Genomic DNA, 25,524 nt, shown 5'->3' with positions numbered 1-25,524 from the left:
CCTAAAAATTCAACAGGAAACTCTATGAAAGACCTTATACATCGTTTTATCTTTTTTGCTTTATTACTCTCTTTTACCAGCTCATGCTTTGCCCAAGGCCAAGCTAGCAAGAATGTCGTAACCGAGGGTGGAGCTACGCAAGAATTTGTGACAACACTAAATGCTCTTGAAACCATGAGTGGTAAATTCAAGCAACGAATAAGTGATAATGATGATAATGAGCTGCAGGTGACCGAAGGGGAATTTCGCGTAAAGCGTCCTGGTTATTTTCTGTGGAAAATTGCACCGCCCTATGAGCAAGTGGTGGTGGGTACGCCTTCAGAACTTAAGGTATATGATCCAGATCTTGAGCAAATGACAATATATGAAAAGGATTCATTGGCAGGCAGCCCAGCGGCGCTTATCAGTGGTGATGTCAAACGTATTTCAGAAAACTACGATGTAGAGTATCGCGGTGAAAATAATACCTTTACGCTCACGCATAAAAATAGTGAACAAGGTTCCTTTGCCTCTTTGTCTTTTTCATTTTTACAAAAGGGTAAGAAGAAATTGCTCAATAGTATGGTATTTGTGGATAAACTGGGACAAAAAACAGAGATTAGTCTTTCGAAGCTAACGATTAATCGCACTATTAATGACGATATCTTTCAATTTGTTCCACCAAAAGATACCGATATTATTATCGATGGATGATTTATTTGGTGAAACTCAAAATATAGGGCAGCCGCTTGCAGCGCGTATGCGCCCATCTCATTTGCGTGACTATATTGGCCAAGAGCATTTACTTAGTGATGGCAAGCCGCTGCGCACCGCGTTGGAACGGGGTCAAATTCACTCAATGGTATTCTGGGGGCCACCAGGTGTCGGTAAGACTACGCTTGCGCGTCTGCTAGCGAATGAGATTAACGGCCATTTTATTGCGATTTCTGCAGTCTTATCGGGTGTTAAAGATATCCGCGCAGCAGTAGATGAGGCGAAAATTCAACAGCTGAATTATTCCCGCAAAACGATTTTATTTATCGATGAAGTCCATCGTTTTAATAAGGCACAGCAAGACGCTTTTTTGCCCTATGTGGAAGATGGTACTGTAGTGTTTGTCGGCGCAACCACCGAAAACCCTTCATTCGAGCTTAACAATGCATTGTTATCTCGTTGTCGAGTCTATGTACTAAAAAGTCTTTCTGATAAACAATTGCACACACTAATTCATCGTGCACTAAGTGATGAGGCTTTGGGCTTGGGTAAGCGAAAGCTTGAGATTGAGGCTGAAGATTTAGGTTTGCTGGCTGCAGCTGCAGATGGCGACGGCCGCAAAGTCCTTAACTTATTGGAAATTGCCAGTGATCTTGTTGAAGATGGAGAGACTATCGCCCACGACGTTCTCCAACAAGTATTAAGTGGCGATGTGCGCCGTTTCGATAAGGGTGGAGACCTATTCTACGAACAAATTTCCGCATTGCATAAATCTGTTCGAGGCTCAGACCCGGATGCCTCATTGTACTGGTTAATGCGTATGCTCGATGGTGGTTGTGATCCAAAGTATGTGGCTCGTCGTGTCGTGCGTATGGCCAGTGAAGATATTGGTAACGCTGATCCACGTGGCTTGCAATTGGCACTCAATGCTTGGGAAGTGCAAGAACGTCTTGGCAGCCCCGAAGGTGAGCTTTCTATTGCCCAAGCGGTGGTTTATCTTGCCTGCGCGGCAAAAAGTAATGCCGTGTATAATGCCTTCAAGCTTGCTCGTTCCGATGTCAAATCCCTGCCTAGCTATGATGTGCCTATGCACTTGCGCAATGCGCCCACAAGCCTTATGAAAGACATGGATTATGGTGATGGTTATCGCTATGCCCATGATGAAGAGGGTGCTTTTGCTGTCGGAGAGAAGTATTTTCCTGACGAGATGGACGTGAGATACTACTACCAGCCAGTAACACGCGGTCTTGAGATAAAAATTGGTGATAAACTCAAGCACCTGCGCGAGCTAAATAAAAATGCCCAAGAGGATACATAATGCATTGGTTGGCAGTAGCGTTGGGGGGCAGCATGGGTGCTTTATGTCGTTATGGGCTTACGCTTATACTGCCCAATACACCGGGAAAACTACCTTTAGCAACTTTTCTTGCCAATGTGGTCGGCTCATTTTTGATCGGTATGTTTTTTGTTGTCATTGTTGAGAAAAGCGTATTGCCCGCCATTTGGCGACAATTTGCTATGGTGGGCTTTTTAGGTGCATTAACGACCTTTTCTAGTTTTTCTCTAGAGTCATTTCAGTTACTGCATAGTGGTCATTGGAAATTAGCCTTAATTTACGCCACAAGCAGTGTCTTGGCCTGCGTTTTCGCAGCTTTTGGCGGATATTTAATATTCAATAAATTAATTTGACGGAAGTAATATGTTAGATCCAAAACTCATTCGTTCTGATTTAACGGCGGTTGCCGCGAATTTAAAAAAGCGTGGTTTCACCTTAGATGTTGAGAAAATCACTCAGTTAGAAGAAACTCGTAAAGTGATTCAAACAGAATCTGAGTCCCTACAAAATCAGCAAAAACAGAGTTCGAAAAAAATTGGTGCGGTAAAAGCTTCCGGCGGCGATATTCAGGCGTTACTGCAGGAAGTAGACGAGCTTAAGCAAGCAAAAATTGCAGCTGAGAAAAAGCTTCATGATCTTCAGAATGATATCGAAACTTTGTATTTAACAATACCTAACATGTTATCTGATGAGGTGCCAGAAGGTGGCAGTGAAGATGACAATGTGGAAATATCTACCTGGGGACAGCCAAAGACATTTCCCTTTGATGTTAAGGACCATGTCGATGTTGGCATGGCGCTAGGTGGTCTCGATTTCGAAACGGCAGGTAAAATCGCGGGTTCGCGCTTTGCCTTGATGTCAGGAGATGTGGCTAGACTGCATCGTGCGCTGATTCAATTTATGCTCGATACGCATATTAATGAACATAACTATCAAGAAGTATATGTGCCTTATGTGGTCAATCGCGATTCTTTATTTGGTACAGGCCAGTTACCAAAGTTTGAGGAAGATTTATTTAAGTTAAACGATGAGCGCGAACTATATCTGATTCCTACAGCGGAAGTTCCTGTGACGAATATTATGCGCAATGAAATTATTGAGGAGAGTGCATTACCTCGCAAATATACCTGTCACACGCCTTGTTTTAGGTCTGAAGCGGGCAGCTATGGTAGAGATACGCGGGGTATGATTCGCCAGCACCAGTTTGAAAAGGTAGAGCTTGTACAATTTGTTAAGCCAGAAGACTCAGACCAAGCACTGGAAGAGTTGACGGCGAATGCTGAAACTATTTTACAAAAACTAGAATTGCCTTATCGCAAAGTTATCCTGTGCGGCGGTGATATTGGCTTCTCTTCTCGCAAGACCTACGACTTAGAAGTGTGGTTGCCATCGCAAGATAAATATCGCGAAATTTCATCGTGCAGTAATTTTGGTGACTTCCAAGCTCGCCGCATGAAGGCGCGTTATCGCAGTAGTGAAACTGGCAAACCAGTCTTGCTCCATACTTTAAACGGTTCTGGCTTGGCGATTGGCCGTACTTTGGTGGCAATTCTTGAAAATTATCAACAACAAGACGGCAGTATTGAAGTGCCCACTGCGTTGCAAAATTATATGGGTGGCAAAACCCATATTAATATTGCTAAATAGAAATAACTGAATTGCAATTAAAGGTGTCCTAAAGACATACATGGATTATCTACCGCTTTTTTTTGATCTTAAGAAAAAACCCTGCTTGATTGTTGGTGGTGGAACGATAGCGACGCGTAAGGCGCGTTTATTACATAAGGCGCAAGCAAAAATTGATGTAGTTGCCCCAGATATCGACAAAGAGCTTTTAGAGATAGTTAACGACAGTGGTGGTGAGTATTTTTGTGATACCTATGCTAGCCAATACCTTAGCTCCAAGGTATTGGTGATCTCTGCAACGGATATTAATAGCGTTAATGAAGCGGTGGCGCGTGACTGCCACGCTCGTCATCTGCCAGTCAATGTTGTTGATAACCCTGCTATATGCAGCGTGATCATGCCGGCTATTATCGATCGCGATCCGATTATTATCGGTGTTACAAGCGGTGGTGAGGCCCCAGTTTTAGCTCGTCGAGTAAGAACCCAGCTTGAAAGTATGATTCCCGGTCGCTATGGCGAACTGGGCAGGATTGCCAGTGAATTTCGGAGCCTAGTGAAGAGTACCTTTGCTTCTGAGGATGAGCGCCGTCGCTTTTGGGAAGCTGTGTTAAATGGTGATATTGCCGAGAAGATACTCGCCGGTGAAAGCGATCAAGCCAAAGTCTTAATACAGAAGAAAATAGATGCAAAAGAATGTGACAGTGGTGGCGAAGTTTATTTGGTAGGGGCAGGCCCTGGTGACCCTGATCTACTCACATTTAAAGCCTTGCGTCTCATGCAAAAGGCAGAAGTGGTTTTATACGATCGCCTTGTTTCGCCGCCAATATTGGATATGGTAAGACGAGATGCCGAACGTATTTACGTTGGTAAAAAGCGTGATAAACACGCGGTGCCACAACAGCAAATCAATCAAATGTTGGTAGATTTCGCCCTTGAAGGGAAGCGTGTATTGCGTTTAAAAGGGGGAGATCCTTTTATTTTTGGTCGTGGTGGTGAGGAAATTGATTTGCTCGCTGAAAACAACATTCCTTTTCAAGTGGTACCTGGAATTACTGCGGCTTCCGGTTGCGCATCTTATTCGGGCATCCCTTTAACCCATCGAGATCACTCTCAGTCAGTGCGTTTTATTACTGGTCACTTAAAAGCAGGGGAAACCGACTACCCTTGGCCAGAGTTTGTTAACGATCAACAAACTCTTGTGTTTTATATGGGGCTGGCCCGCTTGCCGATAATCTGCCAAAAGCTTATTGAGCACGGTAAGGATGAAAACACGCCTGCGGCGCTTATTGAAAAAGGAACCTTACCCAACCAGCGCGTGCATATTGCTAATTTAAAAGATTTGCCTGAATATATTGCAGACAAAGATATTCACGCGCCGACTTTGCTGATTATCGGTAGCGTAGTATCCCTTCATAAACGCTTGCATTGGTATAAAAAGCATTCAGCAGATGATTGATAATATTCAAAAAACCTATCGTCAGCCTGTGAGACGAACCACGGTGAACAAAGTTCAAGCATCGGCTGAGCCGCACAGTCATAATGATAGTGGTAAAAGCTCGGTTGCCACTGGAGCTTATATTGCCAGGCCTGATCGACGCCAAAGGCGTGATCGACGCAGGCTACAGCGAGGTATCAGAGCACTGTATGACATGCGGTCGGGCAGGGGACGACGCAAGGGCGACAGGGGACGCAAAGTTGAGTTGAAAATTTAACCCCAGTGCACATATTAACGCTAAGGATATAAAGAATCTTATTTAGCATTAGTTTTAAGTTCTCAGTTGTTTGTTTTTTACTCCTATGGGGAACCTGCCTCTACACATTGGGTTTTTATGCCCAAGGGTCTAAACTCATAACAGTTTTACCTGTCCAAGCGGCTTACATCTTTTATGGCAGGGTCTAGTGACACACATGTTATCGTGGCTGTTTTACCCTAAAGCCCTTCAACACTAATATTTTGGAGATTATAAAGTGAATTACGATTATGATTTATTTGTTATCGGTGCCGGTTCTGGTGGTGTTCGTGCGAGCAGGATTGCATCGCAGTTAGGAGCCAAGGTGGCGGTAGCAGAAGATCGCTATTTGGGTGGCACATGTGTCAATGTTGGATGTGTTCCTAAAAAGTTATTTGTTTATAGCTCTGAATATGCGAAAAGCTTTAAAGATGCAGCGGGATTTGGTTGGGCTGTAGGTGAGACTAAGTTTCAATGGGATACGCTGCGTGATAACAAAACTGCAGAAATCGAACGCCTGAACGGTATTTATGGCAATATTCTAGAAAATGCAGGTGTTGAGCTTATTAATGGCCATGCCAGTATTGTTGACCCTCATACTGTCAAAGTAGGTGAAAAAAACTACACTGCTAAATACATATTAGTTGCCGTGGGTGGTTGGCCGCGTAAGCCAAGCTTTCCTGGCGGTGAGCATACTATTGACTCCAACGATGTTTTCTACTTAAAAGACTTTCCAGAGAAAGTATTAGTGCAAGGGGGCGGGTATATCGCGGTAGAGTTTGCAGGTATTTTTAACGGCCTTGGTTGTGATACTGAGCTACTTTATCGTGGGCCTCTATTCTTGCGTGGCTTTGATGAGGAGATCCGCCGTTTTGTTTCCTCAGAAGTAGAGAAAAGTGGTGTTAATTTGTCATTTAATACGGATATTGAAAAGATCGATAAACGCGATGATGGCAAGTTAGATGTGCAACTTAACAATGGCGAAACACGCACGGTAGATGCTGTTTTTTCTGCTGTAGGTCGAGTGCCTAAAACCGAAGGTTTGGGGCTTGAGAACACTGCTGTGCAATTTAATAAAACTGGCGAAATTCTTGTCAACGAGAATTTTCAAACCGATGAGCCTAGTATCTATGCCCTAGGTGATGTGGTAGGCCGTAAAACATTAACGCCTGTGGCCTTAGCCGAAGGTATGGCCTTAGCCCGTCATTTATTTAGAGGTGACGATGTGACTTTGAGTTATAAAAATATTGCTACAGCAGTATTTTGCCAACCCAATATAGCCACACTTGGCGTTACTGAAGAAGAAGCGCAAGCAACGGGTAAGCCTTATGCGATTTTTAGCAGCGAATTCAAACCACTGAAAAATACTGTCAGTGGATCAGAACAGCGCACTTTAATGAAATTAATTGTTGATAAAGAATCAGATAAAGTCATCGGTGCTCATATGGCTGGGCCAGATGCCGGTGAAATTATTCAAGGTTTGGCTATTGCTGTGAAAGCTGGGGCGACTAAGCAAGATTTTGATGAAACTATTGGTATTCATCCGACCTCAGCAGAAGAGTATGTGACCATGCGCGAGTCTGCTAGAGAAGGTAATGTTTGATTGTAAGCGTTGCTTATGGGCTTAAACGAAATAAGGCGATGTCATTAAAATACATCGCCTTATTATTTTATTGCCACTGGATTCTTTAGCTCTTGCTTTAAGGAAGTAACTTAGGAGAGTAGCTTTGCTTTTTTTGCATAAAAAAATCTAAGCAGAGAATGCAATATAGTTGTTAACACCGCACGCTAGTTACTAAACATCCTTATAGTACTTAATCCCGGTGAAATTAGCATCACGCTCTTCTGGCCGATAATTTTGTAATTTATTAGCTATCCGTTGTTTGAGCACTTCTTCGTCAACCGTTTCTGTCGCAATTACAGGGCGCTCATACGTTTGCTCTTCTTGTACATCCGTATGGTGGTTGGGTTGTCTTTTCAGTCTGCTCTTAAGCACACTAAACATCTGCTTAACCTTCTGTAGAGTTGGAATAGTGAAGTAATGGAATTCTCAGGACGGAGCGATCGAATTCCTAACTAATATTTAAATTGTAACGCTTTTTGTCAGTATTGATACAAAATTTGTTAAATTGCAGTGCCAAAAAGCTACTTTGGTGACCTCTGTCACATATCATAAAAGAATGTTAAATTGGACTAAGTTATCTGCATTTACACCATGTTTTGTGCTTGTCATGGAGTTTCGTTAAAAACGTTATAGCTAAAATCTTTTTATGGCTTGTTAGAGTATATTTGCACTATAAACTTATGTTTTAGCAGCAATAGAATCGTTAACCAAAGTATTGGTAAAAACACCAACAAGGCCTTTGATAATTGACAATAACTGGCGCAGATAAATCGGAGCCCCATCTCCCATTAACCGATTGAGAAGACATTACTGTGTGGCAAGAAATAAAGAGTAGTTCAATTGCGTTTCGTAAGCACCTTCACCAACACCCTGAATTAACATGGCAGGAAGTTAAGACGACTGAATTTATACGCAGCAAGCTTGATGAGTTTGGCATAGCCTGGGAGCCTTGCACTGATACCGGCACTATCGGTCGCTTAGCTCAGGACAAAAAAGGTAAGCACATTGCCTTGCGGGGCGATATTGATGCCTTACCCATTAATGAAAATACTCACCTTGATTGGAAGTCAAAACATGCTGGCTGCATGCATGCGTGTGGACACGATGGCCATACGGCGACGCTATTAGCCACTGCACAATGGTTAAAACTGCATGAAGCCAGTTTATCAGGCCCCGTATCTTTAATCTTTCAGCCTGCTGAAGAAGGTGGTCATGGTGCGTTAAAAATGATCGAGCAGGGCGCATTGTCAGGGGTTGATGAAATATACGGATGGCACAACTGGCCCTCTATTGCCTATGGTCATGCGGTGTGTCCTGAAGGGCCTGTGATGTCGGCAAACAGTATCTTTAATATTAAGGTTAAAGGTGTAGGTGGCCATGGCAGTCAGCCTGAATCCTGTCGTGATCCAGTGTTGGCCGGTTCTGCCATCGTGATGGCTTTACAACAAATTGTCAGTCGGCGAATTCCACCGCAGTTGGCAGCGGTGGTAAGTGTCACCTCATTCGACGCTAAAAGTGCCAGTAATGTCATTCTCGAAGAGGTAAATTTGGCCGGTGGTATCCGTGCTGAGCGCACTGAAGCCCGGGATATGATCAGCGAACTAATAACAGAAATCGCCGATGAAACCGCTCGTGCCTATGGCTGTGAGGCTGGTGTTACTCATACTCCTTGTTATGGTGCAACCGTTAATCACGCACACCAGAGTGCTAATTTTCGCCAAGCCTTAGCTCAAGAATTTGGTGATCACTGGCAAGCAGAAAATATTGCTGTACCCATTATGGCCTCAGAAGATTTTAGTTATTTTATCAATGAGATACCTGGTGCTTTTGCCCTTATTGGGGCTGACGACAATAACAACCACCATCACCCATGCCATAGCTCCCACTACGATTTTAATGACAAATTAATAGAACGGGTAGTTAGCCTCTACGCTCGCTTAGTGGGAGCCCCGGTTCCAGAGAAACTATAAAACCTTAATAGATCACACGGACAATTGGGCATGGGCGGCTAATGCTCGCTCTCGCGTGGTTTTCAAATCTACTATCGGCTTCGGATAGTTTTTGCCAAGGGTAACGTCGGCGCTGCTGAGAATCTGTGCGGGTGCTGTCCATGGCTCATGAATATATTTTGCTGGCATCTGCGCTAATTCGGGTACCCAACGACGAATATAGTCGCCTTCAGGGTCAAATTTCTTAGATTGAGTGACGGGGTTAAAGACCCGGAAATAGGGTGCTGCATCAGCACCGCTGCCCGCGACCCACTGCCAGCCTCCTGCATTACTTGCCAGGTTAGCATCGACCAGGGTATCCCAAAACCATGCTTGGCCTTGTTGCCAGGAAATCAGAAGGTTTTTTACAAGAAAAGATGCTACCACCATACGTATGCGGTTGTGCATCCAGCCTGTTTTCCATAGTTCACGCATGCCCGCATCTACCAGGGGAATGCCCGTTTGGCCCTGCTGCCAGCATTTAAGATGTTTACTGTTGCTTAACCAGGGAAAATGGGAAAATTTCTCTTTAAAGGCTTGCTCAGGCAATTGTGGCCAATGAAAAAGCATGTGGTGGCAGAATTCTCGCCAGCCCACTTCGCTTAAAAAACGTTTTCTATCTTCATCATCACTATTATCCGCATGGCTTTTGTCAACTTCATGCCAAATCTGCCGAGGTGAAATTTCACCGAAGTGAAGATGTGGGGACAGGCGTGAGGTTAGCGTTTGGCTAGGAATGTCTCGTCCATGGTCATAACTATCGATGCTGTTACGTAAAAAATTTCGCAGCTTGTTTTGTGCGCCGCTTTCTCCAGGCGACCACCACTGCGTAAATTCAACAGCCCAATCAGGATTATTAGGCAGCAACTTCCAGTCTGCTAGATTGTCGCAGGCGAGAGTGCTACTTGGCTCAAAATTCGAAATCCTACGAGGTGCGGCGAGGGGAATCTGTGCTTTTCCCAGTTGGCAGCAATGTTTCCAAAAAGGGGTAAAAACCTTAAAAGGCGTATGGCTTTTGTTTTTAATATGTTCTGGCTCAAATAATAGATACCCCGCGTAGCGTTTTATCTGGATATTTTTCGTATTGTTATTCTGGCTGCGCTTGTTAAATGTTTCGTGTAACTTATTTTCCAGTGCGATCTCGCAGGGTTCGTATCGGCGGGAGCAAAAAATGGTTGAAGCTTCGATTTCCTTTGTCAGCGCCATAAGTATTTCAAAGCTGTCCCCCTGGCGTAATATCAATTCGGCGCCTTTTTTTGCTAAAGACTCCTTTAGGGACGTGAGGCTGTGGTGCAACCACCACTTACTCGCACTGGCCAATGGCCAGGGTTTTTGAGGATCGTGTATATAGAGGAAAACGATGGGTTGGTTGACTTTAAGCGCAGCCGAAAGAGCCGCGTTATCGCGCAATCGAAGATCATTTCTAAACCAAAAGATTACTGGCTTTGCTGTCATTTTGTTGTATTGCCTTTATATTTTTTATGTTCTACGAAGCTTATTCTTTTTTATATTACTATTGTAGGGCCTGTTGCCCTTTCATAACTGCTCCTGCCTTAAAAAGCGCTACTCGGTGTTGCTCGTCGTTCATTTAGCGCCACTAAACGCCTCTCCTCGCGCCGTGATTAGCGCTTTTTTAGACTCCGACAGGAATACTTATGAAAGGTCAACAGGCCCTAGTTTTATTATTTTTATGCAGGGCCATCACTTTTGATCTAAAAATGCCCGCCGATTCCATTTTAGACTGCTACTATTAAATGATGTAAAGGTATATAGAACGAATAGGCCTTAGTGTCACAACAGATTCAAATGTCGACTGGGAGAGGGTAATTCAATTGGACCCAAAATTTATTAGTCCATTTGTGCATGCAGTGAAAAATGTGATGACCACAATGGTGCAACTTGAACCTGCGGCGCAAGCGCCGAAGCTTTATAAAAAGCCCGCACCTTTAGGGGAAGTTGCCAGTGTAATGCCTATGGAATGCGAGCAGGTAACAGGGCAGCTGGTGGTGTCTTTTACCGGAAGCGCTATCCTTGATATCACTAGCCGTATGATTATGGAAGAGTGTAAAGAAATTGATCAAATGGTGATGGATTGCGCAGGCGAATTCACCAATATGATTACCGGGGCAGCAAAAGTGCAATTGCAAGAAAATGGCTTCGATTTTAATATGAATCGACCTTCCACCTATGTTGCTGATAACTTTTCAGAGTTAAAGTTGTCCGGCCCATCGCGTATCGTAATTCCTTATTGCATTCCATCTGGTAATTTCTTTGTCGACTTGGGTTTTGTGTCTACCGCCAGCTGACCCCTTTTTATACACCGATAAATTGTGCTAGTTGCTACCTCCGTGTTTAAGCTAGCTTTAAGGTGTACATATCAATAATTTCTTCATACCAGTCATAAGCTTGTCATATACTATCAATATGACGTGTATTAAATTATTAGTTTGTATTCAAATAAGTTTAGGAAGTAGATGTTGTTGTAAACGGCGCTCTCTTATCGCTTATCTTACCGGCAAACTAATCACCCATTTCATAAAAGAATATGCAGGCGATAGTCTAAGAAAGAGCACAAAGAAACAAATAATAAAGCGCGTAAAGAATGGAATAAAAACGCATAAACCCATCATAAGTCTTGTCATTACATCTATTTTTCCTTGTCTATATGCACATGCAGAAAGCTATATTGAGCCGCCGCAATCACAACCAGAGTCACACTACATGCTGTGTGATTCGGCACAGACTTGCAGCCCAATTTTAATCTCCAGGCAGTTTACTCAAAGGTCTATCATTACATCCCTGGATTTTAAACCTTTGGCAATGCAAAAAACGCGACCTAACTTTTTAGACCGCCAACGTGTTTTTATTAATAATCAGTTCTTAGGTTTGAAAAATGGTCTTGACCGAATTCTTTCGCAGAAAAAAAATGGGCTCATTGAAGATGATAGAAGCTTTTTGGTACTGAACTTGGAGTCTATTTTTGGTGAGGCTGGAGAGCATGAATTTAATGTGCGAGCGAGAGCGAAAGCGGATCTGCCTAATACTAAACAACGTTTTAAATTTATTTTTGAATCGCAGCCAGAGGAAGATGTTTCCTTACAAAATAGTGAGCGAGTTGGCCGTCTTCGCAATGATAGAATTGTCAATGATAATGCGGTTGCTGGTATAGAGTTTACGCAGCAAAGTCGAGAGTTTGAGTGGCGTCCTTCTATTGATGTGGGTTCCAGGCTCGATTTTCCCCTTGATGTATTTACACGCTTTCGCTTACGCAAGAAAAATATACTGTGCCCGTCTTGGATGTTAACCAGTCGCTTCGATTTTTCATATTTTGCAAGAGAAGGAGCTATCCCCGCCGTTAGTTTTAATCTCGACAAAACCATCAATGATGTTTGGTCATTTTTATCTGTAAGCCGCTATAAATACACCGATGAAGATAACCTGCAAGAATATTTTCAGTCGGTACAACTTAATCATATTTATAGTGATAGTTTGTTTTTAGAATATAAGCTCGGGGCTTTTGGAGATAGTGAACCTCATAATGATCTTGATGGTTATTTTACGCATGTGGCCTTTAAAAAACGTGTATACGACGACTGGATATACTTCTCCGTTATTCCAGAAATAAGTTTTCGTGCCGAAGACAATTGGAATCCCAGCTTTGCCCTGACATTGCAGGTACAAAGCATTTACTCTAACTATTAAGCCCAGCCTATTTGACTTTTTTGTTACTTCCACCTAAAGTCCGCGCTGCTTCAGGTGCTTATGGTTTGTCTAGAGTGAAGCTAGAAATTGAAAACTATAAGCTTAAATGGGAAGTTTGGTGAAAAGCCAACGCTGCCCCCGCAACGGTAAGTGTCTTGCATAGCTGAAGCACTATAAATTTGCATAAAGAAAAGCGCACTATTTTCGTGCTGAGTAAGGCGCTCATTGCCGCGCAAAGCTTCCGCTCCCTGCTCACGCCCCTTACCTACAATCTATGTAGGCATGGGCCTGTAGGCAAAATGAGCAACGCCACACAGCGCTTAAATAGCCGGTTTTATCATATCAATTTATAGTGCTTCAACTATATAAAACAAAGCCCGATACCAGCCTGCCGCATGTTCATAGATGGAGCGGAGGGCTACCATCCGGGGCGATGTTGTGGCACCTGCGTGCGCATATTTTCCTTGTGATGCCTTCCTCAAATATTTGAGTCTCCCTACAAGTGGACAGGCTCTGGTTAATTTTTGAGGTTTTTAATGAAAAAATCAGTTGTATCTTTCGTACTTGTCAGTGCGCTTTACAGTCAATTCACGGTCGCTTCAGGGCCGTCTCAACTAGAACACAAAGAACGTCTAGAAGAACAGGTGCTGGTGAGCTCCTCAGGGGTGGCAACGCCTATTCGCCAGGTCGGTACTTCAGTTTCTATTATCACCCATGAAGATATTGCTCTTAGAGGTTATCAGTCTTTAAGCGAGATCTTGCGCACTCAAGTGGGTATTGCCGCCAGTAATTCCGGAGGACGAGGCAAGGCAACGGCGCTTCGCATACGTGGTGAAGAGGGTTTTCGTACCTTGGTAAAAATAGATGGTGTCGACATCTCAGATCCTACCGGAGTGCAAATCGGCCCTCAAATACAGCATTTGTTAGCGTCAGACGATATTGAAAAAGTCGAAGTGTTAAGAGGGCCACAGGGCTTTATCTATGGCGCTGACGCAGGTGGCGTTATTAATATTTTTACTCGCTCTGGCAAGCAGCAGGCCCAGGGGAAGGTAAGTGCTGAATATGGTCGCTTCGATTCTACTGCGCTCAATGCTTATATTACCAGCGGTAATGATGTCGGCGATATTTTTGTTGCTATAACAGATCAGCGCAGTGAAGGTTTTAACACCAGTGAAACTGATCTAAGTAATGATAATGACGGTTACGACAATACCACTTTGCACACCAAGCTTGGCTGGAATATACAACCTAGCTGGCGGGCACAACTGGTTGTGCGTAACGTGGAAGCGGAAAATGAGTTCGATAATTGTAGTTTCCGCGATAGCAGTGGCAGCTTTGTTGGAACCAATCAATGTTTAGGGGAATTTGACCAGCTAACGGCCAGAGGTTCACTGGCTTATACTGGCGAGGCAATGTCTCATAGTTTGGCTTATTCCTACACCGATATTGAACGCAATAATATTGCTTTAGGCTCGATTAATACCTTCGCCACTGAAGGTGGTATTGATAAATTGGAATATCTCGGCAGACTTGATCTTGCAGATCAACTTACTTTAGTTGTAGGCAGTGATTTTCAGTCCCAAAGTATTGACACGGGTACATCTCAAGATCGTGACCAGTTGGGAGTCTTTGGTGAGGTGCAATTGGCTTTAGCCGATAGTGTTTTTGTGACCGCTGGTGCCCGTCATGACGATAACGATGATTTTGGTGAGCACACAAGTGTGCGACTTTCAGGTGCTTATATTTACACGCTTAACGCTGATGCCTATCTAAAGGCACGTTCAAGTTACGGTACCGGCTTTCGCGCACCTAGCTTGTTCGAAGTTTCTTACAACGCCAGTGACAATGCCTTTGGCGAAGCAGCTGCAACAGTATTAAAAGAAGAAAATAGTGCAGGCTATGATGTTGCGTTTGAATACCACAATAGTGCGCTGGGCTTATCTTTTGAACTAACATATTTTGATCAGCAGGTAGAAGATGAAATCTTCTTTGATAACAGTGCCTTCTCTGGTTATTTACAGGACGATGGTAAGACAGTGTCTGAAGGGATAGAGTTTGCCACTGAATATAATGTGCTACCGATCTTGGCTATAGTGGCTAACTACACCTATAACGATACTGAACTTGCCGAGCGTAACCAAATGGCAGCAAGTGGCGATACTATTACCAATATACAACGCCGCCGTAGGCCGCAAAATATTGCCAATGTGGGGCTCAATTTTTCCTTGCTTGAAAATAAATTGAATCTTTTGTTTAACCTGCGCTCATCTAGAAATGCAATCGAGAGAAATGGTGATACAGTGGTAGCCCTTGACGACTACGAGGTATTGGATGTGAGTGCGAGGTATCGTATTACTAATAACTTGGTTATCAATGCACGTGTTGAAAATGCCAACGATGAAGACTATCGCGAAGTACTTGGCTTTAATACTTCGGGATCGGCCGTGTACGCCGGTATAAAATATCAATTCTAAGCTGGAGTGAGATGATGGATGATGAAAAGAAAAACGCCAAACACAAAGCAGCGATGGAAAAGCAAAAAGCTAAGGTGGATGACAAAATAGAGCAGGCTTCCACGGAGCGAGGTGTTGCGGTTCTACTTACTGGGGACGGCAAAGGAAAATCCAGTTCAGCTTTTGGTATGGTAATACGTGCCCTGGGGTATGGCCAAAAAGTAGGTGTTGTACAATTCATAAAAGGTGAACAGTTATCCGGCGAAGAAATCTACATTCGTGAACAGTGTCCCCAGGTGAATTTTTACCAAATGGGAACGGGTTTTACCTGGAATACGCAAGACCGCAGTGGCGATATAGCCGCGGCAGAGCGCACCTGGGCCCAAGCTGAACCTATGTTGCAAGATCCTACTATCGATCTGGTTGTGCTTGATGAAATTACCTATATGCTCGCCTATAAATACCTCGATGAAGATAGCATAATAAAAGCCATTGCAGACCGCCCACAGGAGCAGAGCGTTATTGTTACCGGGCGAGGTGGTGGCTCACGTTTGCGAGATATTGTCGACACAGTATCGGAAATTAAAGATATTAAACATGCATTTAAGTCCGGTATAAAAGCGCGTAAAGGTGTGGATTATTAACCTTTTATGATTAACATGTTAATGGTGCAGGGCACTACTTCTGATGCTGGTAAAAGTACACTTGTTGCTGGCTTGTGTCGTTTATTGAAAAAAACAGGCGTCTCAGTCGCGCCGTTTAAGCCACAAAATATGGCCTTAAATAGTGCTGTTACTATTGACGGTGGTGAAATTGGGCGGGCGCAGGCACTACAAGCCAGCGCTTGTGGTATCGATGCCCATACGGATATGAATCCAGTTTTAATAAAACCCAGCAGCGATACTGGAGCGCAAATTATTATTCAAGGACAGGTGCGACATACCATGAATGCCCAGTCCTACCATGAATTTAAACCAATAGCGAAAGATGCTGTTTTACAGTCTTTTAAACGTTTATCTGAGGCTTATGACATCGTACTGGTGGAAGGTGCCGGTAGCCCTGCTGAAATAAATTTGCGTGAGGGAGATATTGCAAATATGGGGTTTGCCGAGGCAGTGGATTGCCCCGTAATTTTAGTGGCCGATATCGATAAAGGTGGCGTATTTGCCCATATTGTAGGAACCCTTGAATTACTTTCTGAGTCTGAAAAAAACCGTGTAAAAGGATTTGTTATCAATAAGTTTCGCGGTGATATTGCACTGCTACAACCGGGCTTAGATTGGTTGCAGGCACGAACTGGCAAGCCGGTGCTAGGGGTACTACCTTACCTGCATGATTTTTATATGGATGCTGAGGATGCTATTGATCGCCGTCAGCAGTCTGATGCTGAAGGCCAAAAGTTAAAGGTGGTCGTGCCCATACTACCCCGCGTGAGCAACCACACTGACTTTGATGTTTTGCGCCTACATCCCCAAGTAGATTTACATTTCGTCAGTATCCATCAAGTGCCACCGGCGTGCGATCTTATTATTTTGCCTGGCAGTAAGAATGTGCGCGCTGATTTGGGCTCTTTACTGAATAATGGTTGGCAAACTACACTAGAAAAACATTTGCGCTATGGTGGTAAAGTCATTGGTATTTGTGGTGGTTATCAAATGTTGGGGCAGGCAGTGGATGATCCTCTTGGTGTTGAAGGAGAGCCAGGCTGCCATCGCGCTTTTAATTTTATTCCTCATACCACAATATTGCATCAGCAAAAGAAGCTTATCCGTGTACATGCGACTTTGAATTTATGCGGTGAATCTGTTCCCGTTGATGCTTATGAAATTCACAATGGCCACAGTGCCCAATCAGATTTTCCGCGCTCACCTATTATTTATCGTGATCAACTACAAGATGCTTACCTCAGTGAAGATGAACAAATACTTGGCTGTTATTTGCATGGCTTATTCGATAACCCTAAAGCTTGCCAATGTATTTTACAGTGGGCAGGCTTAACCCATGCGAAAACAATGAATATTGAAGCTATTCGTGAAGCTCAGATAGAACGTTTAGCTTCATCTTTAGAAGAGTATCTAGATACGGAAAAACTTGCAAAACTATTGCAAGTTAAAACATCAGAGATTGAAATATCAAAAATTGCGTCTGAAAATCTCCTGCATAGAGAACAAGGGAATACAGTATGACTGCCGATGAACCTCTATGGCAGCGCTATTGGCCTTGGGTTCTGGTTTTCTTTTTTATTATTTTGATACTAGCAATATATATCAGCTTATTATTTGGTGCCGTTGCTATGAGTATCGATCAGCTTTTTTTCTGGACAAAGGGTGTTCTGCCTAATCTGTTTAACGCAGAGAAAGTGGCAACTATAGAGCAAACGGTTCGCGCTACTGAATTGCAAAACCAAGTGATTATTCAGCAGCTGCGTTTGCCTAGAGCGTTGCTAGCGGCAAGTATTGGTGCCTTAATGGCTAGCTGTGGTGCCATTACTCAGGGTCTATTTCGCAATCCCTTGGCTGATCCTTCATTAATTGGAGTCAGTGCTGGTGCGACAGCGGGAGCCAGTGCGGTTATTGTTTTAACCCATAGTTTACAAGGTAGTGTGCTGGGGCTGTCCTTGGTATCTTTTGGTGCTTTTATTGGTGGCGTTTTAGCTGTAATAGTGGTTTACCGGGTTGCTACAAGTATTCATGGCACTTCAGTGTCTTCCATGCTGCTGGCAGGTATTGCTATAACATTTTTAGCGGGCAGTATTTCTAACCTTCTAGAATTTATTGCCGATAATGAAATGCTCAGACGCATCAGTTTGTGGCGTATGGGTGGCTTAGATATCGCAGATTATCCTCGAGTATTTATTGTTAGCTTTGTATTAGTGCCTGTTTTTTTCATACTGCCAAAGTATTATGCAGCGTTAAACGCTTTACTTTTGGGAGAATCAGAAGCTCGTCATTTGGGTGTGAATGTAGCTCATATAAAAAAGATAATTGTTTGTGTTGTTGCTGTGAGTGTGGGGGTGTCGGTTGCTATCGCAGGTACAATTTCATTTATGGGTTTAGTAGTGCCGCATATTATACGTATGTGTATTGGCCCTAATCATCGATTCCTTGTTCCTCTAAGCGCATTGTTGGGGGCCTTATTACTGCTCGTGGCCGATGTCTTTGCGCGTACTGTCATCGCACCTACCGAATTGCCTGTTGGATTAGTGACCGCGATAATCGGAGCTCCTGTATTTATTTCTTTATTAAGGCGACGTCATCACTATGCTATGGACTAAAAAAATAGGGCGGGCGAAGGTAAATGGCTAATGTGCTAGATATTCGTCGACTGGATGTGATAGCAAATAGTGTAACGCTGCTTAAAGATATCAATCTGACGCTTAAGCCGGGTGAAATTCTGGCCGTGATAGGTGCTAATGGTGCAGGTAAAACCACATTATTTAATAGTATTACCGGTGATGTTGCTATTACTCATGGGAACATTATGTTGTGTGATAAGCAAAATAATGAATGGACACTAGAAGATAAAGCCAAACACTTAGCTGTATTACCGCAGCTAAGTTTGCTCAATTTTCCTTATAAAGTAGCAGAGGTGGTGGGCCTAGGTCGCATTCCTCACAGCACGGGACGTGATATTGACCAACAGACTATCCACCAAGCGATGGTTATGATGGATATCGCGCATCTAGCCAAACGTGACTACACGCAGCTTTCCGGTGGAGAAAAACAGCGTACACAATTAGCTCGAGTGATGGCACAAGTATGGCGAAGAGAAGATGCGCACAGTCGTTTACTGTTGTTAGATGAACCTTCTGCTGCATTAGATTTAGGCCATGTACAGCAGTTGATGAAAGCAGTGGTGAGTTTTGCTGAGCAAGGTGTTGGCGTCGCTATGGTAGTTCACGATGTTAATATTGCAGCTAAGTATGCTCATAGCATTCTTGCTTTAGACCGTGGCCACATAGCTGCCTATGGCTCTGTTCAATCTGTATTGACCAAGCCTTTATTGGAGCGCTTGTATGGTGCCCATGTTTGTATAAGTCAGCATCCCCATACTCAAAAAACTATTGTATTAACTTAAGGCGCTGTTGATAAATGTGCGTTAAAAGGTGTTGTGATGAAAGCGTTAATTTTAGGTGGTGCACGTAGTGGTAAGAGTCAGTATGCCGAGCAGCAAGCATTATCTCAGGCACATCTGTCGCAAGATAAAACATGTGTATATCTTGCCACCGGCACGGCAGGAGATAAAGAAATGGCGGCTCGCATTGATCACCACCAACGACGACGAGGGTCACAGTGGTTGTTGGTGGAAGAGCCGATAAATCTAGCCCAGGCGTTACACAATATTGATAGTGAAGACAATATTATTGTTATCGACTGTTTAACTCTTTGGCTAAGCAATTGTCTGTTAGCAAGTGAGCAAAATAATAACCACGATTCGTCTGAAAAGAGTATCAATACACATGTCATTACCCAGCAAAAGGAAGCATTTTTAGATATATTACCAAGCCTTCGTAGCGATGTGTTTATTGTAAGTAACGAAGTAGGATCGGGTGTTGTGCCCCTGGGTAAGCTATCGCGCGATTTTGTGGATCATAGCGGTTGGTTACATCAAGCCCTGGCTAAATTATGTGATACGGTAACTTTGGTCGTCGCTGGTTTGCCTTTAGTCTTAAAAAATCAAGAACTAAACAAAGCAGAATAAAAAAACAATAACGAAGCAGTAATTAAGCAGTAAAAATAAAAAGAGATAAACCATGATCAAGTATTTAAGCTCTAATCATTGGATTTTCAATGCTGTTAAGCCGCTTGATAGTGCTGCTGCCGAGCAAGCCCAAAGTTATCAAAACACGTTAACTAAACCTCCGGGCTCCCTTGGTTTTTTGGAGACTCTGGCGATTAAGTTTGCGGCGTGCCAGGGACAAAAAAAACCATTGCTAAATGAAATTTGTGTAAGAGTTTTTGCTGCGGATCATGGTGTATGTGATAAAGGAGTGTCGGCTTTTGATCAGGCGGTTACCGCCGCTATGATTGCTAATTTTGCCAGTGGTGGTGCAGCTATTAGTGTTTTAAGCCGCATCATTGAGGCTGACTTTGCAGTGGTTAATTTAGGCACAGTGTCTGCGGTAGAGCTTCCATCAGCCCCAACACATAGTAAGCCGCAAGCTACGATTATCGATGCTTATATCGCCGATAAAACCCAGGATTTTAGTGAGTACCCGGCAATGACTAATGAGCAATTAACGTTGGCTTTAGCCGCAGGCAAACGGGAAATAGATAACAGGCAAATGGATCTTTTTATCGGTGGCGAAATGGGTATTGGCAATACCACTTGCGCTTCAGCTTTATATGGTGCCTTACTGGGGCTTGATGCTAGCAAAACCGTGGGGCCTGGAACGGGTGTTGATCAAGCGGGGGTAGAGCATAAACAGAATGTGGTTCGACAAGCACTGCACCTGCACGCGAATATACTAGACGACCCTATCGCTGTATTAGCTTGCTTAGGCGGCTTCGAAATCGCTGCGCTGTGTGGTGCTTATATGGCCTGCGCTCAAAGGGGAGTACCTGTTGTTGTCGACGGTTTTATTAGCACTGCTGCAGCTTTAGTCGCGGCTAAAATTAATCCTCGCATCGTGGACTGGTTTATTTTTTCTCATTGTTCGGCAGAACCTGCTCATCGTTTGGCGCTGGATTTTTTTCAGGCCGAACCACTGATAGATTTTTCCATGCGTTTGGGGGAAGGCAGCGCCGCTGCATTAGTAGTGCCTCTAATTCAATCGGCACTTAAGCTTCACAATGAAATGGCAAGCTTTTCTGAAGCCGGTATAATCTCATAAATTTATCCCAATCTCTCAATTAATAGTATTTGGAGTCACGGTATTAAGGGTAACAATATGTTTGCAGATATTGAGGTGACACAGCTTTATATTTTGCGCCATGGTGAGTGTGAAGGCGGAAATATTTTTCGTGGCTCGACAGATGTCGCTTTGCTTGAGAAAGGTATGGCTAATATGAACAGTGCCTGTAAGCAGTCAAATGTTGTGTGGGACGTGATAGTTTCTTCCCCACTAATACGTTGTCATGAGTTTGCAAAAGCTAAGTCACAGGAGTTATCGCGGCCGCTTGTGGTGGATGAACGCCTGCGAGAAATGTTTTTCGGCAGTTGGGAAGGTAAGTTAATGGAAGATGTCTGGCGTGAGCAATACGATAGCATAACCGCGTGGATGAAGAACCCAGAAGCTGCCGACCCGCCCAATGGTGAGCCTCTTGCTGAGGTGTTTGAACGTGTTGAAGTTTGTTATCAGCAGTTACTGGCGGCTCACCGTGGCAAAAAAATATTGTTAGTTACCCATGGGGGAATAGTCCGCGCTTTACTCACTTTTCTATTAGGTATGCCACGCTCAAAAATTCAGGCTTTTGACGTGCCTTATGCAAGTCTCTCTCAGGTGAGTGTGTATCACATGGAACATGGCGATAGGGTAAAATTGACGGCCCATAATTTTACCCAATAAATCGAGTTTTATTGCGAATTATGGCCATATCAAAATCTCGTTTTATGCTGCAAGGGCTGCTGCTCGCTTTAGGTTTATTAACGCGTATTCCCATACCCTTGCAGCAATTGCCATCTAATATAGACGCGTCTTTAAAGACAGTGTCCGCTATATTTTATCCTGTTGTAGGTGCCATCATTGGCTGTCTGTTGTGTGTCTTTCTTTTATTGCTGCTACAATTTTTTCCGGCTTCTTTTTCGCCGCTCGTACAAGCTGCTTTAGTGTTGTTTCTTTGGGTTATGGTAACAGGGGCAATTCATCTAGACGGTTTAGCTGATGCGGTGGATGCTGCTTTTGCCTCTCATAAATCGCCAGAACGCGCGCTTGCAGTATTTCGTGATCCCAGTGCTGGACCAATGGCGGTTGTGGCGGTTGTATTGCTATTAATTATGAAATTGGCAATGATCGAGTCTCTGCTAATTTATGATAATGACTCCGATAGCTATTATTCATGTATCGCTATTGTCGCAGCTAGCACTTTAAGTCGTTTAAATGGGCTAATATTTATGGCTAATACCCCATATGCGCGGCAAGATGGTTTAGCTGCTAATATTATTCTTGATGCCTATCAGAAAATTATCATTATTTTTGTATTGCTTAGCTTTACTCTTCTATGGCTACTAACCCATTTCTTTACCTCACTCTTAATTATACTGATGCTCGGTGCTTGGGCACTTTACTGGCGATCTTTCTGGCTAAAAAAAATTAATGGTTATACTGGGGATTGTGTCGGCGCTTTAATTGAAGTTTCGGAGCTTATTACGCTGTTTATATGCTTATGGCTTGTACCGAGCACGAGTGGGCTATGAACATAGAAGTGTTTTTGTTTGCACATTTGCTTTCCCTCTTTCTTGCCTTGGTATTAGACACATTACTTGGCGAACCTAAACGCTATCATCCTCTGGTCGCTTATGGTTCGCTTGTTAACTATTTATCTGCAGAATTTAATATCTCCGCTTCCAATAAAGTTAAACTACTTATGGGTGGTTTAGCATGGGGCATAGCGGTGATACCTTTAACGGCGATTGTTGCTTATCTACACTATATTCTGGTTGTTCAGCATGAATATATAACGGCTATTATTTTTCTTGAAAGCGTTATTTTGTATTGTTGTATTGCTCGCAAAAGCTTGCATCAACATGTGATGGCGGTTTATCGACCTTTAAGCCGCGGTGAAGTAGATAAGGCGCGTCAGGCGGTTGGTTTAATTGTGAGCCGCGATACTGCTTCACTCGATAAACGCGGTATTCGTAGCGCAGCGATAGAGTCGGCATTGGAAAATGGTGCTGATGGGATATTTGCACCTATTTTTTGGTTCTTACTGCTAGGAGCACCAGCCGCCCTATGTTACCGACTGGTGAACACCTTGGATGCTATGTGGGGCTACCGCAACGATAAGTTTTTTTACTTTGGCCGAGTCGCCGCCCGTGCCGATGACCTTATGAATTGGTTTCCTGCCCGCCTCGTGGCGTTTAGCTATAGCATGTTGGGTAGTCATCGTAGTGGTATGCAGGCATGGCGAGACCAGGCACATAAATGTGCAAGTCCCAATGCCGGTCCGGTAATGGCAGCAGGAGCTGGGGCCTTACAAATAGAAGTGGGAGGCAATGCTATTTACCACGGTAATCTAGAGCAGCGTCCTGTGCTTGGCATTGGTGCTAAGCCCAGTGATGAAGATATTGTGCGCAGCTTGCAGTTAGTAGATAAGACATTGATTCTCTGGCTGGTGTTAAGTGCACTATGCACGGCATTGTTTTTTTTCTTTTGGAAGATATATGGCTGATATCACATACCAACAAGCGAGTAGGCATGCTGTACTCGACGAAGCAATGCCAGCTCATGGCGGTGACCTGCATTGGGCTAGCCAAACCTTTGGTTACGCCGCTGACGAGTGGCTTGATTTGTCTACTGGTATCAGTCCCTGGAGTTGGCTTGTGCCTGAAGTACCAGCACATATCTGGCGACAATTACCCCAGAGCGATGATGGTTTAAGAGAGGTGGCTGCAGGCTACTACAACTGCGCTGCCACTCAGTTATTGACCGTTCCTGGAACACAATATGGGATTGCCTGTATCCCTGAGTTAGTTGAAAAAGGGTATGTGGCCATTCCTGCCCATGGCTACCAGGAACATCAGCAAGCATGGCAAAAAGCTGGGCATCGCCTGTGTTATTACAAAAATGTTGATGAATTACTGACGCTAGTCACCTCAAAAAAAGTGCAGTATGTGGTTGTTATTAACCCCAACAACCCCACAGGTGAATTACTGGCTTCGGCCACCTTAAATGTAATTCAAGAGTCCCTATATCGTTATTGGGGGAATGGAGGTTTATTGTTGGTGGATGAAGCGTTTATGGATATGACGCCAGATGAATCTGTGGTTAAACCTAATATGCCAAACAATATTATTGTTCTGCGTTCCATTGGAAAGTTTTTTGGTTTGGCAGGTATTCGGCTCGGTTTCGTTGTTTCCAATGAGTTTTGGAAACAACGCCTTGCTGCGCTTCAATCGCCATGGAGTATTAATTCCCCCGCTTTATTTATAGGCCAGCAGGCACTGGCAGATTATCAATGGATAGCGCTGCAAAGACAACGCCTCCAACATCAAAGTAAGGTGATGGAAGCCCTTTTGGAGAATGCTCTTGGATTAAAGGTGCACAATAGTGGGTTGTTTCTAACCCTATGGGGAACAGTAGAGCAATGTCTTGAGATATTCGCTTATTGTGCCAGGCTCGCTGTTTTGTTGCGTTATGGGAAACCATTTCATCAAGACATTGATAGTTCTCAACAAAGCCAAGGTGCATGGATTCGCTTTGGTTTGCCTGGCGAGCAACTTGATCGAGTCAACGTTATTTTTCAGAAATATACTCTATGAAATATTGTATTGCTTTTTTATTTTTTTGTATTTACACCGTTGCTAACGCGGCTATCGATGTAAAAGATTATATGAATCGCTCTGTGGCTCTTGAAAAGCCTGCGAGACGTATTGTGGCATTAGCGCCACATATTGTTGAGAACCTGTATTCTGCAGGGGCAGGGGAGTATATTGTGGGAGCGGTTGACTATTGTGATTATCCTGAATCGGCTCAACGTATTCCCAGAGTCGGAGGCATCAGCTCTTTTAGTATCGAAGCCATCATCGACCTTAAGCCTGATTTAGTGATCGCTTGGCGCTCCGGCAGAGGTGGCAAAATACTTGAAAAACTTGAACGCTTAGGCCTTACGGTTTACGCCAGCGATCCCCGTCGTCTGACCGACGTTGCCCGTTCAATACGAGACTTTGGTGAACTGGCCAATACGCAAAAGATCGCAGATAAAGCCGCGCAAGGTTTTGAATCTCGTTATCGTCAACTTAAACACAGGTACAGCCAGCAAACGGGTCACATACAAAATCGAAAACAGGATCAACACATGGTGAAAACCCTATACCAAGTATGGCATGATCCTATCCAAACCATTAATGGCACGCATATTATTAGTGATGTTATTCGCCTGTGTGGTGGCGTCAATATCTTTGGTAAGGCGATGAGCTTGGCGCCTAAAATTAGTGTGGAATCCGTTGTCCAGCGTGACCCTCATGTAATTATTGCCAGCGGTATGGGGGAAAGTCGTCCTGATTGGTTAGATAGTTGGAAGCGATGGCCGAGTATTGATGCTGTTCAGCATAATCGACTTCATTTTATTGCCCCTGATATTATCCAGCGACACACTGTGCGCATACTCGATGGTGCTGCCTTGATGTGTCAGTACTTGGCAAATAAATAGCGCCTTGATATTGCCAAAAACAGCCTATAAACATGTCACTAAATATAAGCTGATATCAAAGA

General features: G+C 43.7%; 24 protein-coding genes and 1 riboswitch. Of the genes, 22 read left to right on the top strand and 2 right to left on the bottom strand.

The features are described 5' to 3' along the window. Window positions 1-24: 24 nt before the first annotated feature. The 7 genes from lolA to gorA all read left to right on the top strand — a co-directional run bounded on the left by lolA (window position 25) and on the right by gorA (window position 6,988). Window positions 25-693, top strand: coding sequence for an outer membrane lipoprotein periplasmic chaperone LolA (lolA, locus tag BVC89_RS17020; RefSeq protein WP_086932341.1), 669 nt, complete (start codon window positions 25-27; stop codon window positions 691-693). Next, window positions 686-2,011 carry a replication-associated recombination protein A gene (locus BVC89_RS17015; protein ID WP_086932340.1) on the top strand — a complete coding sequence of 442 codons (1,326 nt, stop codon included), beginning with the start codon at window positions 686-688 and terminating at the stop codon, window positions 2,009-2,011. The genes lolA and BVC89_RS17015 overlap by 8 nt, the downstream gene beginning before the upstream one ends. Further along, on the top strand, window positions 2,011-2,382 hold the full coding sequence (crcB, locus tag BVC89_RS17010) for a fluoride efflux transporter CrcB (protein ID WP_245929122.1): 372 nt from the start codon (window positions 2,011-2,013) through the stop codon (window positions 2,380-2,382). Before BVC89_RS17015 ends, crcB begins: the two co-directional genes overlap by 1 nt. Before the next feature lie 10 nt (window positions 2,383-2,392). Next, window positions 2,393-3,676, top strand: a complete 1,284-nt coding sequence (gene serS, locus BVC89_RS17005; RefSeq protein WP_086932338.1) for a serine--tRNA ligase — start codon at window positions 2,393-2,395, stop codon at window positions 3,674-3,676. Window positions 3,677-3,716: 40 nt separating this feature from the next. Beyond that, window positions 3,717-5,111, top strand: a complete 1,395-nt coding sequence (gene cysG / locus BVC89_RS17000) for a siroheme synthase CysG (RefSeq protein WP_086932337.1) — start codon at window positions 3,717-3,719, stop codon at window positions 5,109-5,111. Next, a complete protein-coding gene (locus BVC89_RS16995) occupies window positions 5,104-5,367 on the top strand; it encodes a hypothetical protein (protein WP_086932336.1) in 264 nt (87 codons plus the stop codon). The genes cysG and BVC89_RS16995 overlap by 8 nt, the downstream gene beginning before the upstream one ends. 256 nt (window positions 5,368-5,623) lie before the next feature. Continuing rightward, window positions 5,624-6,988 (top strand): glutathione-disulfide reductase, encoded by a 1,365-nt coding sequence (gorA, locus tag BVC89_RS16990; RefSeq protein WP_086932335.1) that lies wholly within the window; start codon window positions 5,624-5,626, stop codon window positions 6,986-6,988. Window positions 6,989-7,180: 192 nt separating this feature from the next. Here the strand turns inward: gorA and BVC89_RS16985 are convergent, their stop codons facing one another. Next, the gene (locus BVC89_RS16985; protein ID WP_086932334.1) at window positions 7,181-7,390 is read right to left on the bottom strand and encodes a hypothetical protein; all 210 of its coding nucleotides are present in this window, start codon (window positions 7,388-7,390) and stop codon (window positions 7,181-7,183) included. Between the two features lie 431 nt (window positions 7,391-7,821). On the opposite strand from BVC89_RS16985, the gene doeB2 reads away from it, so the two are divergent. After that, entirely contained in the window at window positions 7,822-8,979 is a 1,158-nt protein-coding gene (gene doeB2 / locus BVC89_RS16980; RefSeq protein WP_245929120.1) for a N(2)-acetyl-L-2,4-diaminobutanoate deacetylase DoeB2, read from the top strand. A 12-nt stretch (window positions 8,980-8,991) separates the two neighbouring features. On the opposite strand, the gene BVC89_RS16975 is transcribed toward doeB2, so the two are convergent. Then, window positions 8,992-10,452, bottom strand: coding sequence for a cryptochrome/photolyase family protein (locus BVC89_RS16975; protein ID WP_086932332.1), 1,461 nt, complete (start codon window positions 10,450-10,452; stop codon window positions 8,992-8,994). A 377-nt stretch (window positions 10,453-10,829) separates the two neighbouring features. Between BVC89_RS16975 and BVC89_RS16970 the strand changes: the two genes are divergently transcribed. From BVC89_RS16970 to BVC89_RS16905, 14 genes are all read left to right on the top strand, one after another. After that, a complete protein-coding gene (locus BVC89_RS16970; protein ID WP_086932331.1) occupies window positions 10,830-11,303 on the top strand; it encodes a chemotaxis protein CheX in 474 nt (157 codons plus the stop codon). A gap of 514 nt (window positions 11,304-11,817) precedes the next feature. Next, window positions 11,818-12,699 carry a hypothetical protein gene (locus BVC89_RS16965; protein WP_158657996.1) on the top strand — a complete coding sequence of 294 codons (882 nt, stop codon included), beginning with the start codon at window positions 11,818-11,820 and terminating at the stop codon, window positions 12,697-12,699. A 35-nt stretch (window positions 12,700-12,734) separates the two neighbouring features. After that, a riboswitch (cobalamin riboswitch) is annotated at window positions 12,735-12,939 on the top strand. A 296-nt stretch (window positions 12,940-13,235) separates the two neighbouring features. Next, entirely contained in the window at window positions 13,236-15,173 is a 1,938-nt protein-coding gene (locus tag BVC89_RS16960; RefSeq protein WP_086932329.1) for a TonB-dependent receptor plug domain-containing protein, read from the top strand. A gap of 11 nt (window positions 15,174-15,184) precedes the next feature. Continuing rightward, on the top strand, window positions 15,185-15,796 hold the full coding sequence (cobO, locus tag BVC89_RS16955) for a cob(I)yrinic acid a,c-diamide adenosyltransferase (RefSeq protein ID WP_086932328.1): 612 nt from the start codon (window positions 15,185-15,187) through the stop codon (window positions 15,794-15,796). 6 nt (window positions 15,797-15,802) lie between these two features. Next, window positions 15,803-17,338: a cobyric acid synthase gene (locus BVC89_RS16950; protein WP_216824999.1), complete on the top strand. Its 1,536-nt coding sequence runs from the start codon at window positions 15,803-15,805 to the stop codon at window positions 17,336-17,338. Continuing rightward, on the top strand, window positions 17,335-18,426 hold the full coding sequence (locus tag BVC89_RS16945) for a FecCD family ABC transporter permease (protein ID WP_086932327.1): 1,092 nt from the start codon (window positions 17,335-17,337) through the stop codon (window positions 18,424-18,426). Before BVC89_RS16950 ends, BVC89_RS16945 begins: the two co-directional genes overlap by 4 nt. Window positions 18,427-18,449: 23 nt before the next feature. Next, window positions 18,450-19,229, top strand: coding sequence for a heme ABC transporter ATP-binding protein (locus tag BVC89_RS16940; RefSeq protein WP_086932326.1), 780 nt, complete (start codon window positions 18,450-18,452; stop codon window positions 19,227-19,229). Between the two features lie 36 nt (window positions 19,230-19,265). Continuing rightward, window positions 19,266-19,853 carry a bifunctional adenosylcobinamide kinase/adenosylcobinamide-phosphate guanylyltransferase gene (gene cobU, locus BVC89_RS16935; RefSeq protein WP_086932325.1) on the top strand — a complete coding sequence of 196 codons (588 nt, stop codon included), beginning with the start codon at window positions 19,266-19,268 and terminating at the stop codon, window positions 19,851-19,853. A 52-nt stretch (window positions 19,854-19,905) separates the two neighbouring features. Continuing rightward, the gene (gene cobT / locus BVC89_RS16930) at window positions 19,906-20,985 is read left to right on the top strand and encodes a nicotinate-nucleotide--dimethylbenzimidazole phosphoribosyltransferase (RefSeq protein WP_086932324.1); all 1,080 of its coding nucleotides are present in this window, start codon (window positions 19,906-19,908) and stop codon (window positions 20,983-20,985) included. A 57-nt stretch (window positions 20,986-21,042) separates the two neighbouring features. Continuing rightward, a complete protein-coding gene (locus BVC89_RS16925) occupies window positions 21,043-21,660 on the top strand; it encodes a histidine phosphatase family protein (protein WP_086932323.1) in 618 nt (205 codons plus the stop codon). Between the two features lie 20 nt (window positions 21,661-21,680). Beyond that, window positions 21,681-22,508, top strand: a complete 828-nt coding sequence (locus BVC89_RS16920) for an adenosylcobinamide-GDP ribazoletransferase (protein ID WP_086932322.1) — start codon at window positions 21,681-21,683, stop codon at window positions 22,506-22,508. Continuing rightward, the gene (cbiB, locus tag BVC89_RS16915) at window positions 22,505-23,482 is read left to right on the top strand and encodes an adenosylcobinamide-phosphate synthase CbiB (RefSeq protein ID WP_086932321.1); all 978 of its coding nucleotides are present in this window, start codon (window positions 22,505-22,507) and stop codon (window positions 23,480-23,482) included. The genes BVC89_RS16920 and cbiB overlap by 4 nt, the downstream gene beginning before the upstream one ends. Continuing rightward, entirely contained in the window at window positions 23,475-24,572 is a 1,098-nt protein-coding gene (locus tag BVC89_RS16910; protein ID WP_086932320.1) for a threonine-phosphate decarboxylase, read from the top strand. Before cbiB ends, BVC89_RS16910 begins: the two co-directional genes overlap by 8 nt. After that, window positions 24,569-25,462 (top strand): cobalamin-binding protein, encoded by an 894-nt coding sequence (locus BVC89_RS16905; protein WP_086932319.1) that lies wholly within the window; start codon window positions 24,569-24,571, stop codon window positions 25,460-25,462. Before BVC89_RS16910 ends, BVC89_RS16905 begins: the two co-directional genes overlap by 4 nt. Window positions 25,463-25,524: the final 62 nt, after the last annotated feature.

Source organism: Agarilytica rhodophyticola (assembly GCF_002157225.2).
In the GTDB taxonomy this organism is placed as follows: Bacteria; Pseudomonadota; Gammaproteobacteria; order Pseudomonadales; family Cellvibrionaceae; genus Agarilytica; species Agarilytica rhodophyticola.
This window is presented reverse-complemented; position numbering and strand designations above follow the sequence as displayed.